Source organism: Nonomuraea sp. NPDC003709 (assembly GCF_040610775.1).
In the GTDB taxonomy this organism is placed as follows: domain Bacteria; phylum Actinomycetota; class Actinomycetes; order Streptosporangiales; family Streptosporangiaceae; genus Nonomuraea; species Nonomuraea angiospora_A.
Window position 1 is genome coordinate 596,257 of sequence record NZ_JBEXMW010000003.1, and the last position, 13,979, is coordinate 610,235.

Genomic DNA, 13,979 nt, shown 5'->3' on the forward strand with positions numbered 1-13,979 from the left:
CGGTTACGGGTACCTTAGAAGCATGCATGGGTACAGCGGAGACAAGCAGGCGTATCTGACGCGTCTCAGGCGGATCGAGGGTCAGATCAGGGGCCTGCAGCGCATGGTCGATGACGACGCCTACTGCATCGACGTGCTCACTCAGGTCTCCGCGGCCACGCGGGCGCTCCAGGCGGTGGCGCTGGGGCTGCTGGAGGAGCACATCTCCCACTGCGTGGCGGACGCGATCAACAGTGGCGGGCCGGAGGCCGACGCGAAGGTCAAGGAGGCCTCGGCGGCCATCGCGCGCCTCGTCCGCTCATAGGCGCGGCGGTCATCCTCCAGAAGGAGGACGTTCCGAGGGATTAACTAGTTATGAGAAACCCCGGAAACCTTCTAACTAGGTCTCCGGGGCTAGTAATCGAGTTGATCCTTCAGCGGCTCGCCGAAGTCCGCAATCCGAGCGCGTCGTCGAGTTCGTCCAAGGTCAGCCGCCGCTCGCTGACAGCCACGGCCGTGAGCACCTCGGCGTAGAGCGCAATCTCGTCCAACGCGACACGGTCGTGGACCCGAGAGTCCAGGTCATCGTGCCCCACCGCGTCGTCCTTCCTTCCGCAGCCCACACCCTCTACGAGGTTACGGCGGAGACCCTTCTGGCAACATGGCCCATCGGAGTCATTCCTTTCCGAACCGCGGAGCTCGGGAACGATCATTTCCCGAATCCGGAGATCACAATTCGGAGAATTGCCTGTTACCTGAGCGTTAGAACCATATAGGCGAAGTAAGGGTTAAATAACGATATTTGTGGTTTAGGTGTGGTCTGTGTGGTTGTCGTCGCGTTCGTGGATGAGTCTGTGCACGAGCGCGGTCTGCCCGGCCAGCCCCCGCTCCGGCACCCTGGCCCCCGTCAGCCGGCCCCACGCCAGTCCCGTCGCGTACGCGGCCCCGAGCACGGCCGCGGTGCTCGCCCGGTCCGGCGGCGAGACCTCCAGCACCGCCGCGGGCTTGGTCAGCACCTGACCGGGCACGGGGAAGCCGTCCGGCTCGGTCGACTCGCTCGCCGAGGTACCGGTCAGCCCGGCGCGCTCCAGCTCCTCGTACGCGCGCCTGAGCCGGTGGTCGAGCCGGGCCGGCAACCGCCCTTTGGAGTCCGACAGGTCGGCCAGGAACGTGGCGGCGGCCATGGGCGGGTCGGGCATGAAGGCCAGCGCCTCGACCAGGTCGTAGACGGCGTGCGAGAAGTCCGCCTCCAGGTCGTTCTCGACGAGCAGGGCCCGGCACAGCCGCCGCGGGCAACGCTCCAGCCAGGCCGCGCGCAGGGCCTCGGCGTCGGTGTGGGGGTCGTCGAGCCCCTGCCGGCGCAGCATGGGCTCGACCATCGTCAGCAGGGCGAGCGCCCGCGGCCTGAAGCGGGTGTCGGACATCAGGATCTGGGCCGCGTCCGCCATCGTGGCGGCGAGCCTGAGCGCGGCCCGCGGCTGCCCTGCCCGCTGCCGCTCGGCGACGAGCGTGGCCAGGTCGAGCAGCGGCGGCGCGGGCAGCCAGCGCACCCACTCGTCGCCGGGCAGCGGGCGGCGCAGGTATTCGCCGAACACCGTGATCAGCCGCTCGTTGCCGTCGAACGCGGGCGCGTACGCGCACCACATGATCGCGCCCCAGACGGCCGCCACCGTGCTCGGGACGTCGGAGCCGAAGATCTCGTCGAACGCCGTCAGCGGGTAGTCCAGCTCCGACTTGAGCCCGCTGGAGCGCAGCAGCACCCTGAGCCGCTCGGTGAGGCCCTCGGAGACGTCCGGGCCGATGAACGCCTGGGTGGAGCCGGGCTCGGCGTGGAAGTCGGGCCCGTACGGGATCACGTCCTCCGGCAGCACCGCCGCGGGATGCTGCACCTGGCGCGCCCGGGTGCCCCTCGGCGGCGGCGCGAGACGCCAGCGTCCGTCGGCCGGATCGTGCAGGTGCCAGCGCGCGTGCACCCCGAAGAGCCATCTGTCGCCATCTGGGGTCACAAGTATTCTGGCGGCCAGCACGTGGGCCCGATCGGGGACGGAAAGCCCTTGCCAGCGCGGGTCCGCGACCATCGCTCGGACCTCCGCCTCGGCGGAGGTGAACGCATCCCAGGGTCGCACGGGCGCCATCGTACTGGGAGCGCCCAAATCATCCATCGGCATTTCACGGCAGAATGACCGTTATGAGGGCGAAGGTTGCAGGGGTGCTGGCGGTGGTCGGTGCGCTCTCCGGATGCGGTACGACCACGACGGCGCAGCCGTCCCCGACGGGGCCCGGCGTGCTCACGCTGGACAAGGCCACGGCGCCGGAGCCCGGCGGCGAGGTGGGCGAGGCGTCCACGGAGTTCCAGAACACGACGGACATGTCCATGTGGACCAAGCTGAGCGAGACGGAGAAGGACGTCGACCGGATCGGCAAGCTCGACATCAACAAGACCGTGAAGGGCTCCCTGTATCTGGAGCCCAGGACCTCGACGTGGTTCGACGGCTTCCGCGGCCCCTACGTGTACCAGGAGCTGGCGGGCGACGTCCTCATGTATGCCAGGGTCAAGGTGGAGGGCATGAAGGGCGGGCAGCCCAAGCGGAAGTTCTCGCTCGGGGGCCTGATGGCCCGCCAGCCCGGCTCGTACGCCAAGCCCAACTGGGTGTCGGTCACCACCGGCACGGCCGACCAGGGCGGCCAGGTCGAGGTGAAGTACACCCAGGACGGCAGCTCCAAACCTCAGGAGCTGGCCGTCAAGACAGGCTGGGTGGACCTGGCGCTCGGCCGGGTGGGCCGCGTCTTCGTCGCGCTCTACCGGGAGGACGGCGGTAAGTGGAAGGTCGGCCGGCGCTGGCCGTCCAACCTCCCCGACGTGCTCCAGTGGGGCATCACCGCCTACACCGACTGGGACAGCTACAACCTGCTCAAGAAGGACGCGACCAAGGCCAACGCCAAGCAGGTCAAGGGCGTGCCCGATCTGAAGATGACCGTCGACTTCGTCCGTTTTTTACGCCCTGAGCTGCCCGAGTACGCGGACGCGCTCAACACCGCCTCGGTGTCGGACGAAGTCCTGATCAAAGCGATGACGCCTGCCGGTGCCTGAGCGCCTTGGCCATGTAGTTGTCCGGCGTGCGGGCGAAGGACGCCCGGTCGTCGTCGGTGAGTTCGCGTACGATTTTTCCGGGAACACCGGCCACCAGCACGCCGGACGGGATCTTCTTGCCCGGTCCGACGAGCGCACCGGCGGCCACCAGGGTGCCCGCACCGATGCGGGCGCCGCCCAGCACGATCGCGCCGATGCCGATCAGCGCGCCGGTCTCCACATGGGCGCCGTGGACCATGGCCTTGTGGCCCAGGCTGACCCGATCCTCCAGGATCGCCGGCTCGCCGGGATCGGCGTGCAAGCAGCTCAGATCCTGTACGTTGCACTCCTCGCCGATCTCGATCCGCTCGTCGTCCCCCCGGAGAACGGAGCCGTACCAGATGCTGGACGCCCGGCCCACCCGCACGCTGCCGACCACGACGGCGCCAGGGGCTATGAAGGCTTCAGGGTGTATGTCCGGGACTGCCCCGTTATCCAAAGATGCGATGTACATCCGAGCCATCGTAATTCCCCGTCCGGCTGTGGCGTTCCGGTTGCGGACGTGGGCAGATGGCAGGAAAGTCGTTTCCTGACGTCTCGTTGTCAGACCCTCACAACCCGCAATTTTCCCCCGCCTCACGCAAACCACCCTTAGGTACCCCCATGATGAACCAGCACGAGAGCATTCCCGATCTGATGCAAGAGGACACCTTCGAGGTCGTGATGCGCGGCTACAACCGCCGTCAGGTTCACGACTTCATGATCCGTACCCGTAACCAGGTAAGGGATCTGGAAGAGCGGCTGGCCCGGGCCATCGACCAGGCAGAGCAGGGCCGCATCGAGCTCGCGGAGGCCAGGCGGCGCATGGTCGAGGCGCCGCAGAGCTACGACGACCTCAGCCCGAGACTCGCCCAGATCCTCCGGCTCGGCGAGGAGGAGGCCGCGGCCAAGCGGGAGGACGCCGAGGCCGAGGCCGCCAGCGTGCGCGACGCGGCCAAGTCGGAGGCCGACCGGCTGCAGACGTCGTCCCGCGAGACCGCCGACAAGATCCTCACCTCCGCCCAGGCGGAGGCGGAGCGGCGCGTGAACGAGGCCACTCAGGCGGCGGAGCGGATGCTGGCCCAGGCGGGTTCGGACGCGGAGGAGCAGCTCGCGGCGGCCCGCACCGAGGCCGATGACCTGCTGCGCGAGTCGCGCGCCGAGTCCGAGCGGCTGGTCACGGCCGCCCAGTCGGAGTCGGAGCAGATCATGCAGGCCGCCAACGCGCAGGCCGAGCAGCTGGTGACGGGCGCGCGGAACGATTCGGAGTCGATGCTGGCCTCCGCGCAGCAGCGCACCGCCGCGCTCGACGAGCAGACGGGGCGGCGGGTCGACTATCTGACCAACACGCACTCGGAGGTCGTGCGACGGCTGACCGAGATCAGCTCGGTGCTCGGCGACCTCATGCGCACCGAGTCGGCGGCCGGGCCGCTGATCCCCGACGCGGTCGCGTCCCCGGTCTCGCCGCAGGAGGACGTGCGGGTCATCGTGGACGAGAGCGAGGAGGAGAAGAAGCCCCTGGAGGAGGCGGGCGTCTCCGACGACACCGACATCCACGTCGTCCGGCTGTCCGAGGTGCACAAGTAGTCCACACCCCGGGCGGGCACGGCTGGAGGCGTGCCCGCCCGGCTGGGACCGCCCCACAGCCGAGCGGGCGGTGAGAGCCGCGGGGCCGCGCGATTGGGGAAGGGGTGCGCGGCCCGGCGGTGCAGGCGGTCCACGGAGCGGAAGCCCCCGCCCCCGATTGGGTCGGAGGCTTCCGCGTCAGTGGCCCCTCCTGTCCTGGTGGCCCGGTGCCGGGGCCGCCGAGACGCTGGACACGGCACCGGGCTGCTCTTGTGCGCCGGCCGTGGGACGCGCCACGGCTGGCGTCATGGAGGTGCGGGGCCGGCCCGCGGGTGCTGCCCGCCGGCCCGCTTCTCCTGGTCCCGGAGCCGGCCGCGCAGGCCGTCCGGGTCGTCCGCGTCGATGGTCATCGCACATCCGGCATCGCGCTGCGCCGCGTTGAGCGGACGATGTCTCGTGGCCCACCAGCGGCCCGCGTCGCTCCGCCAGATGGTCCATTGGGGGTACTCCCGGGCAATCTCGGCAAGATGCCGATCAAAGGACATCGCTGTTCGCCTTTCCCGGCCCCAGGCGAGGTTTCCATCTCCTTCGACGATGCGGCACTTCTCTAGAGAACACAATGATCGTGCCGGACAGGGTCACCTTCCTTGACAAACTAGGCATCGAAGTCGTACTGGAGTACGTACGCGGCGGAGTCGAGCACCATCTCGTTGAGCTCGACGGGCAGCCCGCCCGAGGTGTAGGCGGTCCTGGCGATCACGATCACCGGCGTGCCCCCCGGCAGGTCGAGCATCGCGATCTCGCGGGGTGACGGCATCCTGGCCCGCACCTCCTCGGTGAAGTGGGCGGGGGAGACGCCCAGGTCGCTCAGCCTGGCGTAGACGCCACCGGGTCCGGTGTCGGCGAGGGTGATCGCGCTGCCTTCGACCAGGTGCGCGGGGAAATACGAGGTGGCCAGCTGCACGGGTCTGGTGTCGACCGAGTAGCGGCGGCGACGTACCCATACCTCGCCGCTCTCGAGGACGCCCGCCACCTCCTCGCCGGCTCGCTCCAACACGACTTCCACCCCGTCCACCGTGAAAGGCCGACCACGCGTGTCGGCGTCCCAGATGGCCCGCCCCTGACCCCACTGCTCTCTCGACAGGCGGCGTGAGCCGTGCCTGCGGATCGGTTTGAACAGCCGCACGTATACCCCCGAACCTCGTTTGGGCACCGCCAGCCCCTCGTTGATCAGTACGGCAAGCGCCTGCCTGGCGGTGGCTCGTGCGATTGCGTATTCGGCCATCAGCGCGTTCTCGCCCGGTAGTCGGTCCCCGTCGCGCAGTTCGCCGGACAGAATCCGGGCGCGGAGGCCGTCGGCGATGCGGCGATAGATAGGGGGCTCGTGGGGTACCGGGGATTCAGACAACTTTGATCACCCTCTGTCACCAACCAGGTTGTGGCGTCTCCAGAGAACTTGCCCCGTCTTGTCCACGATCGCACAGATGGAAAGGTTGGTCGCGGCCTTCTTTTGAGCGGATCGTGCCCGAGTGGTGAATTCCGGCAGGTTTTAGCAGACCGTTACCGTGGAACGGTCCCGGCCGGTATCCGATCGGCCCACCAGCGCCGAGTAACCAAAGCGAAGATCACGGCGCCTGCCGTGTTCATGAGCACGTCGTCGACGGAGGAGAAACGGCCTAGTCGCAAGGCGTACTGGAGGACCTCGACGATGACCGAAAACGCGGCCGCGACCGCCGCAACGCGCGCGAGAGAGGACATCGCCCGGCTGCGTACCGGGAGCAGCGCGCCGAGCGCGGCGAACACCAGCAGGTTGCCTCCGACCTGCACCAACACCGCCTCCCACGGCGCGCTGACCAGGTCGGCAAGATCTTTGAACGGGACGAGACTGACTCCGGTCTGACCGTTGCGCGGGGTGAGGGTCATCCAGATCCACGGGGCCGTGCCGACCGCTATGCCGACGTCGGCGATCGACGTGCGCAGCGGTGCCGGGTGGCCGGCGCGGGCGCGGTGACGGGAGAGGAGCAAGATTGCTAGCAAGGCCAGGGGAAGTGCAAAAGTACCAGCAATAATGACGTTTCCCCACAATTCCCACGTCCGCGCCATCCGCCCATAATGGCGATGATCTAGGGGTACCGGAAGATGTCTATCTGGACAGGGTCACCGGCAGGTGCTCGGACAGGAAGCTGAGCGCCACCTCCCAGGTGCGCGCGGCCGCTTCCGGGTGGTGGAACATCGGTGCCTCGCTGTTGTGGAAGGCGTGCCCGGCCTCCTCCTCGACGTGCATGACCACGTTCGGCCGGCCCTGCGCGGCCTGCTCGACGACGGCCACCCGGTCGCGCCGGATGAACGGGTCGCTGCCGCCGAAGACCAGCAGGAGCGGCGCGGTGACGCGGTCCATGAGCCCGGTCGCGTCGGGCACGGCGGAGCCGTAGAAGGACAGGACCGCCGCCAGCTCCACCTGCGTGGCCAGCATGTAGTCGATCGACCCGCCCAGGCAGAACCCGACCGCGCCGACCCCGCCCGCCACCTCGGGCAGCTCGCCCAGGTGGGCCACCGTGAGCGCGCAGTCGGCCACCCCCTGCGCGAAGTCGAACCGGCCGGCCAGCTCGATCGCGGCCGCCGTGCCCTCGGGGGTGTGCTCGCCCAGCCAGCCGGGGTGCAGGCGCCAGAACAGGTCCGGCGCGGCCACCACGTAGCCGCGCGAGGCCAGGTCCAGGGCGACCTTCTCGATGTACGGCCCCACGCCGTAGATCTCCTGGACGAGCAGGATGCCGGGGCCCGTCCCGGCGTCGGGGAACCACAGATGGACGTCGAAGCCGCCGTCGTGGGCGGCCACTTGATCGGTTCTGGTTCGCATGTGCAACAGCATCGCGCATGGCGCGGGCCGCGTTCCGGGGAGACGATGCGATCAGAAAGGTCCCGACGCACCCGTTGTCCGCCGATCGACCAGCGATCTATACAGGGAAGTAGAGGAGAGTGTGGTGCTGACGCATTTCATCGGTGGCGAGCCGGTGGGCGCGGGTAAGACGTTCCCCGTCCATGACCCCGTGACGGGCGCGGTGATCAGGCAGGTGCACGAGGCCGACCCCGAAGTCGTGGACCGGGCGGTGCGCGCGGCCAGGGAGGCGGCCCGCGACTGGGCGGCGCTGCCCGTCGGCGAGCGTGCCGGGTGGATGCGGCGCCTGGCCGAGGGCATCGAGTCCCGCTTCGACGACCTGGTGGACGCGGAGATCGCCGACACGGGCAAGCCGATCGACCAGACCCGCACGCTCGACGTCCCGCGCGGCATCGCCAACTTCCGCGCGTTCGCCGAGATCGCCGCCCAGCGCCCGGACGACGCCTTCCACCTGTCCGGGGTGCTCAGCTACACCGTGCGACGGCCGCTCGGCGTGGTCGCGGTGATCGTCCCGTGGAACCTGCCGTTCCTGCTGATGACCTGGAAGCTCGCGCCCGCCCTCGTCGCCGGCAACACCGTGGTGGTCAAGCCGTCGGAGCACACGCCGGGCTCGGCGGCGGTCTTCGCCGAGATCTGCGCCGACGCCGGGCTGCCCGCCGGCGTCGTCAACATCATCTTCGGGTACGGCCCCTCCGGCCACCTCCTGGTCGAGCACCCGGGGGTGGACGCCGTGTCGTTCACCGGCTCCACCAGGACCGGCACCGCGATCATGAACACGGCGGCCGACCGGGTCAAGCCGATCTCGTTCGAGCTGGGCGGCAAGAACGCGGGGCTGATCTTCGAGGACTGCCGGCTCGACCGGGCCGTCGAGGGGACCGCGAAGTCGGTCTTCACCAACGGCGGGCAGGTGTGCCTGTGCACCGAGCGGGTCTACGTGCAGCGGTCGATCTTCGAGGAGTTCAGCGCCCGGCTGGCGGCCCGCGCGCAGGAGTTCGAGCCGCAGCCCATGATCTCGAAGGAGCACCGCGAGAAGGTGCTCTCCTACTACGCCTTGGCCCGCTCGGAGGGAGCCAAGGTGCTCACGGGGGGTGGCGTTCCCACGTTCGGCGACAACCGCGATTCCGGATATTTCGTGGAACCAACGGTGGTGGCAGGCTTGTCGGAGTGGTCGAGGTTCAACAGAGAAGAGATCTTCGGCCCCGTCTGCCATGTCGCCCCCTTCGACAGCGAGGCCGAGGCGGTCGATCTGGCCAACGGCAGCGAGTACGGCCTGGCCGCCACGCTCTGGACGGGTAACCTCGACCGCGCCCACCGGGTGGCGCAGCGATTGGAGGCCGGGCTCGTCTGGGTGAACACTTGGTATCTGCGTGACCTGCGCACCCCGTTCGGCGGTATGAAGCTGTCGGGCATCGGCAGGGAGGGCGGCGTCCAGTCACTCGACTTCTACTCTCAACCCACCACGATCACCATCAAACTGGAGCAGCCCGATGCATGACGAATGGTCCGAGGCCGTGGACGCGCGGTCCCAGGTCGCCGACCGGCTGGCGGAGGCCGCGAGTTCCGGCAAACCGTGCCCGCCGATCAGGGACCTGGTCGGCACGGTGGCCGAGGCGTACGCCATCCAGGAGATCAACACGCGGCGGGCGCTCGGAGCGGGGCGGCGGCTGGTGGGCAGGAAGATCGGCGTGACCAACGTCATGCTGCAGCGGCAGTTCGGCATCGACCAGCCGGACTTCGGCATGCTCTTCGCGGACATGTCCTACTGCGACGGGCTCCCCGTGCCCGTGGACGCCTTCCTGCAGCCGCGCGCCGAGGCCGAGGTCGCGCTGGTGCTCGGCAAGGACCTGGCCGGTGGGCCCTTCACGGCCGCCGACGTGCTCAGGGCCGTGGAGTTCGCGCTGCCCGCCATCGAGATCGCCGACTCGCGGATCGCCGACTGGGACATCACGCTGGCCGACACGGTCGCGGACAACGCCTCGGCCGGCGCGTTCGTGCTGGGCAGCACGCCCGTCCCGCTGGCCGGGCTCGACCTGCGGGCGGCCCGGATGACGATGACCCGGGGCGGCGAGGAGGTCTCGACCGGCTCCGGCGAGCTGGTCATGGGCAACCCGCTCAACGCCGCCGTCTGGCTCGCCTCCCGGCTCGGCCGCACCGACTACGCGCTGCGCGCCGGAGACGTGGTGCTGACCGGCGCGCTCGGCCCGGTCGTGCCCGCCGGCCCGCAGGACGAGTTCGAGGCGCGCATCGAGGGGCTGGGCTCCGTCCGGGCGGTGTTCGCCAAGTGATCGAACGCACCAAAGGGCTCCTGGTGCCCGGCAAGGCCACTCCCCGAGGCAGGTTCCCGCACGTCAGGCGGGCAGGCGACCTCCTGTACGTCTCGGGCACGAACTGCCGGCGCGCGGACGGCACTTTCGTGGGTGTGGAAGTGGACACGTTCGGTGCGACGAACCTGGACATCCGCGATCAGACCAGGGCGGTCATCGAGAACATCGGCGACATCCTCAAGGCCGCCGGAGGCTCGCTCGGCGACCTCGTACAGATCACCACCTATCTGGTCAACATGAACGACTTCAAGGGCTACAACGAGGTCTACGCCGAGTTCTTCGACGAGGAAGGGCCCACGAGGGCCACGGTCGCGGTGCACCAGCTCCCGCACCCCCACCTGCTCATCGAGATGCAGGCCGTCGCCTACCGCCCGCAGGAGCGGCCGTGACCTGCCGGGGGTGAGCCGTGCGCGTATCCGTCCTGGGGTTGGTGGTGCTGATGGCCGCCGGTTGCGGCGGGACGGCGCCGCTCCTGGCCGAGGGCGATCCCCCGGTCAAGGTCGGCGCGATCATCTCGCAGACCGGCGTGTACGCCGCGCTCGGCGACGACATGGAGGCCGCCATGCGCCTCTACCTGGACGACCACGGCGGACGCCTGGGCGAGCGCCCGGCCGGGCTGGTGGTCGCCGACGACGCGGGCAACCCGGAGGAGGGCCAGAAGCAGGCCAGGCGGCTCATCGAGGACGAGGGCGTGAACGTGATCACCGGGCTGCTCTCCTCGCCCGTCGCCGAGTCGGTGGTCAAGGTGGCGGGCCGCACGCCCGTGGTGATCGCCAACGCGGGCGCCGACGCGCTGGGCGGACCGAACGTCTTCCGCGTGTCGTACACCAACCGCGACCACGGCTACGCGGCCGGCCGGTACGCCGCCGAGCGGTACGGCAAGGAGGGCGTGGTGCTCATGGCCTCCGACTACTCGGCGGGCGTCGAAACGCTCAGGGGCTTCGCCGAGGGATACGGCGCGCAGCCCCTCAAACGCATCCTGACGCCCTACGGCAGGGTCACCGACCTGGAGCCGTACTTCGCGCGGATCCCGCCCGGGACGAAGCTCCTGTACGCGTTCTACGCCGGGGGAGAGGCGGTCGAGTTCCTGAAGGGGTACCGGCAGCACGCCTCCGAGATCGCGTTACTGGGCTGCCAGAACCTCACGGACGAGGACGTGCTGCGGGCCGTCGGCCGGGAGGCCGAGGGCATCACCACCGTCGGCATGTACTCGCCCGCGCTGTACAACCCGGACAACGCCGCGTTCGTGGCCCGGTGGCGGGCCAAGACCGGCAGGAACCCGTCCGCGGTCGCGCTCCAGGGCTGGGACGCCATGCGGCTCATCGACCGGGGCCTGTCCGCGAACGGGGGAATGGCGGCGGTGGGCGAGCTGGGCGGGCCGCGCGGGACGTTCCGGCTGGACGCCACCCACAACCCGGTGCAGAACTGGTACGTCCGCGAGTACCAGAATGGCGTGAACCGGATAATCGCCACCATCCCCCCGCGACAGGAGTGAATCGTGGACCGCGACCAGTGCCTCGCCCTTGACGCGAACGACCCGCTGCGGGCTTTCAAGGACGAGTTCGTGCTGCCGGAGGGGGTCGTCTACCTCGTCGGCAACTCGCTCGGCGCGCTGCCCCGCCGTACCGCCGAACGGGTGCGCCAGACGGTGGAGGACGAGTGGGGCAGGCAGCTCGTCGGCGGCTGGAACCACGCCGGCTGGTACGCGCAGCCGCTGACCGCGGGCGACCGGCTGGCCCCGCTGATCGGCGCGGGCCCCGGGCAGGTCGTGGTGGGCAACACCACCTCGATCGCGGTCTTCCAGGCGGTGGCCGCGGCGCTGCGGCTGCGTCCCGACCGCCGGGTGATCGTCTCCGACGTCCGGAACTTCCCCACCGACCACTACATGGTCCAGGGCCTGGCCGGGCTGCTCGGCGGCTACGAGGTGCGCGACTTCGCGCAGGGGCGGTTCGACGACGCGGCCGTGGTGCTGCTGTCGGAGGTCGACTACCGCACCGGCGCCCGCCACGACGTGCCGTCGGTCACCGCCCGGGTCCACGAGGCCGGCGCGCTGATGGTCTGGGACGTGTGCCACAGCGTGGGGGCCATGGACGTGGACGTCTCGGACGCCGACTTCGCGGTGGGGTGCACGTACAAGTACCTCAACGCGGGGCCCGGCGCGCCCGCCTTCCTCTACGTCAACCCGCGCCACCACGCCGCCGCCGAGAACGTGCTGTCCGGCTGGCACGGGCACGCCGAGCCGTTCGCGTTCGAGGCCGGCTACCGCCCGGCGGAGGGCATTCGGCGGTTCGCGGTGGGCACCCCGCACGTGCTGTCGTTCGCGGCGCTGGAGGCGGCGCTCGACGTGTGGGAGCGGGTGCCGATGGACCAGGTGCGGGCCAAGAGCATGGCGTTGACCTCGCTCTTCGTGGACCTGGTCGGCGACGCGCTGGAGCTGGTCTCGCCCGCCGACGCCGCCGCGCGGGGCAGCCAGGTGAGCTTCCGCCACCCCCACGGCTACCCGGTGATGCGGGCGCTGATCGACCGGGGCGTGCACGGGGACTTCCGCGCGCCGGACGTCCTCAGGTTCGGCTTCGCGCCGCTCTACATCGGCTACGCCGACGTGTACGACGCGGCGGCCACGCTGCTCGAGGTGCTGGACAAGGAGCTGTGGCGGGACGAGCGGTACGCCACGCGCCTGGCCGTCACCTGACCGGGTGCTCATCCAGCTGCTTGACCGCCCGCTTGGGCGCGATGGCCCGGTAGCTCTCCTCCACCCAGTCGAGCAGCACCTCCGTCTCGGGCAGCTCCGACAGGAACGGCACCGTCACCCACCCCGCCCGGCCGAGCCCGTGGCCGGTGGGCGCCGCCCCCTCGACGGTCAGCGCGTGGCCGTGCGCCTCCGAGACCAGCTTCACGCTGAACATCGGGTCCCACTTCTCGGTCTGCTCGTCGATGCCGAGGAAGAGGAAGACCTTCTTGTTCGCCTTGATGACGGTCTCGCCCCACGGGTGGTCCTCGTGCGCCTCGGGCAGCCGGAGCGCGAAGGCGCGCAGCTCTTCCCGTACGTCGTGCCAGTCGCTCATCCGCGGAACTCCTCCAGTTTGCGCTCGATGCGTTCCCTGATTCTGTCCCTGGCCTCCATCCTGGGAACGCCCGACATGAGCAGGCTGTCGTAGTCGGTGTCGAGGTGCCTGATGGAGGCGATGACCGCCAGCGTGATGGCGTTCTCGTCGAGCGCCTTGGCCGCCGCCGTCCTGCCCACCCGGCCGCTGCCGCGCTGGGCGGCGTGCTCGGCGATCTCCTGGGCCCGGTCCCGGGGGCAGCCGGGGAACAGCCTGGCGATCTCGGCCGCCATCCTGGCCTGGAAGTCGACGTCCTGCTCGGCCCTGCGGTCGCGGTCGCGTTCGCGGCGGCGCTCGCGTACCTCCTCGTCGGCCAGGCACCGCTCCTCGGCGGCGGCCAGCGCGGCCTCCTCCACCAGCAGGCCGAAGCGCTGGTAGACCTTGCGCCGACGGTTGTACCGCACGACCACCGCCGACAATCCGCTCTCCTGCTTGGCGCGGCGGCTGAGCGCGGCGTTTCCGGACGGCAGGAACACCAGGTGGTCCATGTCCGCGCAGGTCAGGCAGCGCGGCCGGTCCTCCTCCATGATCAGGTAGGGGCCGGTGTCGCCGCAGGAGGCGCAGGTCCAGGCGTCGAGCGGGGCCACCGCCACCAGGTCGGGCACCTTGGGCTCGCTCAGCTTGCGGACCCTGGCCTCGCTGAGGTCGGGCGAGAGCCAGTGCACGCGGAACGGCTCCTGCCCGTCCCCGGAGGTGAAGCGCAGCTCGCGGCGGTCGCGGGTGCCGGCCACGTACGGCGTGTCCACCGGCCTGAGCCCCTTGGCCAGCGCCCACTCCCGCAGCAGGCCGGCCGTCGCGAGCAGGCGGTCCTCGTCGACGGCCGCCAGCTCGGCCAGCGTGCCGGCCCGGCCCTGCCGCCAGGTGTCCACGTGCCTGGAGTGCAGCCAGCGCAGGCCCGTCACCACGTCGATGAACGTCACGTACTTCCGCGTGGTCAGCGCGATCTCGGCCGCCTCCGCGACCCTGCGCGCCAGATTGGGCTTGCTCATGGCCTCAAGTCT

The 13,979-nt window shown here is 70.0% G+C and carries 15 protein-coding genes; 8 read left to right on the plus strand and 7 right to left on the minus strand.

Going from position 1 to position 13,979, the window contains the following annotated elements; translation table 11 throughout:
• Positions 1–22 precede the first annotated feature (22 nt).
• Positions 23–304, plus strand: coding sequence for a metal-sensitive transcriptional regulator (locus ABZX61_RS11455; protein WP_138670633.1), 282 nt, complete (start codon positions 23–25; stop codon positions 302–304).
• A 484-nt stretch (positions 305–788) separates the two neighbouring features.
• Here ABZX61_RS11455 and ABZX61_RS11460 read toward each other — a convergent pair whose 3' ends face one another.
• Positions 789–2,114 (minus strand): hypothetical protein, encoded by a 1,326-nt coding sequence (locus ABZX61_RS11460; protein ID WP_350723704.1) that lies wholly within the window; start codon positions 2,112–2,114, stop codon positions 789–791.
• Positions 2,115–2,188: 74 nt separating this feature from the next.
• Here ABZX61_RS11460 and ABZX61_RS11465 point away from each other — a divergent pair, with 74 nt between their 5' ends.
• Positions 2,189–3,070, plus strand: a complete 882-nt coding sequence (locus tag ABZX61_RS11465) for a hypothetical protein (RefSeq protein ID WP_355193605.1) — start codon at positions 2,189–2,191, stop codon at positions 3,068–3,070.
• On the opposite strand, the gene ABZX61_RS11470 is transcribed toward ABZX61_RS11465, so the two are convergent.
• The gene (locus tag ABZX61_RS11470; RefSeq protein WP_185069301.1) at positions 3,042–3,563 is read right to left on the minus strand and encodes a gamma carbonic anhydrase family protein; all 522 of its coding nucleotides are present in this window, start codon (positions 3,561–3,563) and stop codon (positions 3,042–3,044) included. The two genes, ABZX61_RS11465 and ABZX61_RS11470, sit on opposite strands and share 29 nt — an antisense overlap.
• Positions 3,564–3,712: 149 nt before the next feature.
• Between ABZX61_RS11470 and ABZX61_RS11475 the strand changes: the two genes are divergently transcribed.
• Positions 3,713–4,675, plus strand: a complete 963-nt coding sequence (locus ABZX61_RS11475; RefSeq protein WP_355193607.1) for a hypothetical protein — start codon at positions 3,713–3,715, stop codon at positions 4,673–4,675.
• 634 nt (positions 4,676–5,309) lie between these two features.
• Here the strand turns inward: ABZX61_RS11475 and ABZX61_RS11480 are convergent.
• The 3 genes from ABZX61_RS11480 to ABZX61_RS11490 form a co-directional block, all read right to left on the minus strand.
• Positions 5,310–6,062 (minus strand): GntR family transcriptional regulator, encoded by a 753-nt coding sequence (locus tag ABZX61_RS11480; RefSeq protein ID WP_350723697.1) that lies wholly within the window; start codon positions 6,060–6,062, stop codon positions 5,310–5,312.
• Between the two features lie 152 nt (positions 6,063–6,214).
• The gene (locus ABZX61_RS11485) at positions 6,215–6,757 is read right to left on the minus strand and encodes a VanZ family protein (protein ID WP_355193609.1); all 543 of its coding nucleotides are present in this window, start codon (positions 6,755–6,757) and stop codon (positions 6,215–6,217) included.
• Between the two features lie 40 nt (positions 6,758–6,797).
• Positions 6,798–7,511 (minus strand): dienelactone hydrolase family protein, encoded by a 714-nt coding sequence (locus ABZX61_RS11490; protein WP_355193611.1) that lies wholly within the window; start codon positions 7,509–7,511, stop codon positions 6,798–6,800.
• Positions 7,512–7,635: 124 nt separating this feature from the next.
• On the opposite strand from ABZX61_RS11490, the gene ABZX61_RS11495 reads away from it, so the two are divergent.
• The 5 genes from ABZX61_RS11495 to kynU are packed head-to-tail and all read left to right on the plus strand — an operon-like array spanning position 7,636 to position 12,566.
• Complete coding sequence (locus ABZX61_RS11495) at positions 7,636–9,045, plus strand: aldehyde dehydrogenase family protein (protein WP_355193613.1); 1,410 nt, start codon at positions 7,636–7,638, stop codon at positions 9,043–9,045.
• The gene (locus ABZX61_RS11500; protein ID WP_355193615.1) at positions 9,038–9,835 is read left to right on the plus strand and encodes a fumarylacetoacetate hydrolase family protein; all 798 of its coding nucleotides are present in this window, start codon (positions 9,038–9,040) and stop codon (positions 9,833–9,835) included. Before ABZX61_RS11495 ends, ABZX61_RS11500 begins: the two co-directional genes overlap by 8 nt.
• Entirely contained in the window at positions 9,832–10,263 is a 432-nt protein-coding gene (locus ABZX61_RS11505; RefSeq protein ID WP_355193617.1) for a RidA family protein, read from the plus strand. Before ABZX61_RS11500 ends, ABZX61_RS11505 begins: the two co-directional genes overlap by 4 nt.
• Before the next feature lie 17 nt (positions 10,264–10,280).
• Positions 10,281–11,369, plus strand: a complete 1,089-nt coding sequence (locus tag ABZX61_RS11510) for an ABC transporter substrate-binding protein (protein ID WP_355193619.1) — start codon at positions 10,281–10,283, stop codon at positions 11,367–11,369.
• Complete coding sequence (gene kynU, locus ABZX61_RS11515; RefSeq protein ID WP_355194067.1) at positions 11,370–12,566, plus strand: kynureninase; 1,197 nt, start codon at positions 11,370–11,372, stop codon at positions 12,564–12,566.
• On the opposite strand, the gene ABZX61_RS11520 is transcribed toward kynU, so the two are convergent.
• Together ABZX61_RS11520 and ABZX61_RS11525 are read right to left on the minus strand one after the other, a co-directional pair.
• Positions 12,559–12,939 (minus strand): MmcQ/YjbR family DNA-binding protein, encoded by a 381-nt coding sequence (locus tag ABZX61_RS11520; RefSeq protein ID WP_350723684.1) that lies wholly within the window; start codon positions 12,937–12,939, stop codon positions 12,559–12,561. The two genes, kynU and ABZX61_RS11520, sit on opposite strands and share 8 nt — an antisense overlap.
• Positions 12,936–13,967, minus strand: coding sequence for a DUF2293 domain-containing protein (locus ABZX61_RS11525; protein WP_355193621.1), 1,032 nt, complete (start codon positions 13,965–13,967; stop codon positions 12,936–12,938). Before ABZX61_RS11525 ends, ABZX61_RS11520 begins: the two co-directional genes overlap by 4 nt.
• Positions 13,968–13,979 lie beyond the last annotated feature (12 nt).

Bases quoted from the DNA above. Each gene is read 5' to 3' on its own strand.
- ABZX61_RS11455 (WP_138670633.1), top strand. From the start codon at position 23: ATGCATGGGTACAGCGGAGACAAGCAGGCGTATCTGACGCGTCTCAGG.
- ABZX61_RS11460 (WP_350723704.1), bottom strand. From the start codon at position 2,114: ATGGCGCCCGTGCGACCCTGGGATGCGTTCACCTCCGCCGAGGCGGAG.
- ABZX61_RS11470 (WP_185069301.1), bottom strand. From the start codon at position 3,563: ATGTACATCGCATCTTTGGATAACGGGGCAGTCCCGGACATACACCCT.
- ABZX61_RS11475 (WP_355193607.1), top strand. From the start codon at position 3,713: ATGATGAACCAGCACGAGAGCATTCCCGATCTGATGCAAGAGGACACC.
- ABZX61_RS11485 (WP_355193609.1), bottom strand. From the start codon at position 6,757: ATGGCGCGGACGTGGGAATTGTGGGGAAACGTCATTATTGCTGGTACT.
- ABZX61_RS11490 (WP_355193611.1), bottom strand. From the start codon at position 7,511: ATGCGAACCAGAACCGATCAAGTGGCCGCCCACGACGGCGGCTTCGAC.
- ABZX61_RS11500 (WP_355193615.1), top strand. From the start codon at position 9,038: ATGCATGACGAATGGTCCGAGGCCGTGGACGCGCGGTCCCAGGTCGCC.
- ABZX61_RS11520 (WP_350723684.1), bottom strand. From the start codon at position 12,939: ATGAGCGACTGGCACGACGTACGGGAAGAGCTGCGCGCCTTCGCGCTC.
- ABZX61_RS11525 (WP_355193621.1), bottom strand. From the start codon at position 13,967: ATGAGCAAGCCCAATCTGGCGCGCAGGGTCGCGGAGGCGGCCGAGATC.